This is a genomic window from Robiginitalea sp. (assembly GCF_049588695.1).
Classification (GTDB): Bacteria; Bacteroidota; Bacteroidia; order Flavobacteriales; family Flavobacteriaceae; genus Robiginitalea.
In genome coordinates this window covers 1-2181 of the sequence record NZ_JBAVZJ010000213.1, presented here as the reverse complement: position 1 = coordinate 2181, position 2181 = coordinate 1, and the positions used below count along the sequence as shown (strand labels likewise).

General features: G+C 47.6%; 2 protein-coding genes and 1 pseudogene. All 3 read right to left on the bottom strand.

Features of this window, described 5'->3' with window-relative positions:
• Positions 1–254 (bottom strand): annotated as a pseudogene (locus WBV75_RS05075) (DNA repair protein RadA); the annotation flags it as partial.
• Positions 255–368: 114 nt separating this feature from the next.
• A complete protein-coding gene (locus tag WBV75_RS05070; protein WP_424119562.1) occupies positions 369–1514 on the bottom strand; it encodes an alpha/beta hydrolase in 1146 nt (381 codons plus the stop codon).
• Between the two features lie 25 nt (positions 1515–1539).
• The coding region (locus WBV75_RS05065; protein WP_424119561.1) for a lysylphosphatidylglycerol synthase transmembrane domain-containing protein at positions 1540–2181 on the bottom strand (642 nt) is incomplete at its 5' end.

Genomic DNA, 2181 nt, shown 5'->3' with positions numbered 1-2181 from the left:
CCCAATACCTGGTCGAGTTCCGGATCCCCTGAGGGTAACCGGTGCTCTTCCCCTGTTTGAATCTCACTGATGCGGAGGGGTTTTGCAGCTTTTTTCGAAGTGCTTTCTCCCTCCCAAAGCGGGGGTTTTGCACTGCGTTCCACCACCTCTTCTACAAGGGTATTCCAGGCTTTACAGGAACTGCATTGCCCCGCCCATTTGGCGTATTGGGAGCCGCAGTTCTGACAAAAATAGGTGGTTTTTGATTTGGCCATGTCCGCTTTGGATTTGGCCTAAAGATAGACCTGTATCTCTGAATACCCAAAACAGGTGGGCGAAAGAGAATGTATAAAAGGACAAAGGCTCCGGGAGATCCCGGAGATGGGCCATCAGAATCCGAAATCGGCCTTCAGGGCATCCATTTTATCCAGGGCCATATCCTTTGTGAGGAAGTCTATTTCCTGCATGCCGAAGGCTTTTTCAAAGGTTCGCAGGGCTTTTTTAGGCTCGCCGATCTGCTCGTAGTACTCTCCTTCGAAAAAGAATCCCAGCATGGTTTCGGGATATTCATCCTTACACAGGTCGGATAGGGGCTTGAGCGATTCAAAGTCATCTTTTTTACGACATCCGGCATAGATCGCCATAATATCATTGAGTTCCATGGGTTTGCGGAAACCAAAAACGGTCTCTATGGTCTGGTACTTATTTTCCAGATAGTTAAAAACGGGCTCCTCAGAAGTCAGGATCTTCTCCCGGTATTCCTCCGGGCTAATCGGTTTAAAAATATTAAAAGTGCGTTCCCAGGCTTTACCGATTCCGTATGTGGCAATCGAGATTTCATCCGCTTCAGGATAACGGTCATAAAAGTATGTGAAGCCTTCTCTTTCAATCTGGCTTAATGCAGTGTTCATCCGGGAGAATCGCCCTTCTTCCTCCCCGAGGTCCCCCTCGGCGATCAGGTGGTAGAAAACAGGTTCCTGAATGGCGGCCAGCCTTTCGGGGACACGGGATTCCATCTCAGGTGCAAGATCCGGGGAGATGCTGATGAAGCCATTGAAAATCGGACGTTCTTTAAAGAGGTAATAGTTGCCAAAATTAGCTGTGATATCGTAACCCACAAACATTTTGAACGGGGCGACATTGTAGGCGCTAACCATATAAGGAATGATCTCCATTCCGATGAATTCAAAAAAGCCTTTACCCTTTTCTGCCGGCAGCCCGGTGGTTAGTTCATATTCGCAGTCCTCGGCCCTGAGATCCCCCTCGCTCTGGGAGATTCCCACGATCAGGCTTTCTGGTAAGCCCTGGAACCTGCTGTAGAATTTGGAAGTCGCCACCACCTGGTCAAAAAGATACTCTTCGTCCAAAACGATGACCAGGGGATATCTCTTGTCCGGGTTGTAGTCTTCCGGAATATAGTATTTGACACTTCGGCGTTCCTGTAATTTGAAGGATTCGAAGATTTCTTCCTTAACCTGGGCCTGAAGAGGCAAGGTAAGCCAAAGGCCAATGGCAAATAAAAAAAGGCGTTTCATGCTGTTATGTTTGGTACGAGGGAATTTATTTATCCCTGTTCCATAACGGTAGTAGCAGGAAGGATATTGTACCAAAAAGAACGACCATCAGGGTTTGGGCAATCCACATGATCCAGCCAAAAGCATCGCCGGAAACACTGCTGATCCCAAAAAGTGCAATGGCTTTACTCACGGCAATAGGGTAGAGTCCGATACCTCCGTTGGTTGCCGACATAGCAAAAGCTCCTGCGACAAAAGCCACCAGGAGTTGCCCGAAATTAAGGGAGATGGTTTCGGGAATAGTGTATTTGATCACCCAGAACATACCTACGTAGCACGTCCAGATAAATAGGGTGTGGGCAATAAAGGCCCACTTGTGCTTCATGTGAAAGATGCTCATTACCCCCTCGAGCAGCCCGCGCAGAAATTCCCTGATCTTTAGGAAAAAAGGGTTTGAGGATTTTTTGAGGAGCGCCAGTACGATAAACAGGCCGGCTACCCCTATCAGGATGACTCCAATTGAAGCTCCTAACCCGAAGCCACTTTCTTCCAGATACCCACTGATAATTTTAGTTTGGGAGAACAATGCAATAATGATCACAAAAAGTAACATGATCACATCGATGACGCGTTCAGTTACTATGGTTCCAAAACCTTTTTGAAAAGGGACGCCTTCATAGGTCGACAG

Bases quoted from the DNA above. Each gene is read 5' to 3' on its own strand.
- WBV75_RS05070 (WP_424119562.1), bottom strand. From the start codon at position 1,514: ATGAAACGCCTTTTTTTATTTGCCATTGGCCTTTGGCTTACCTTGCCT.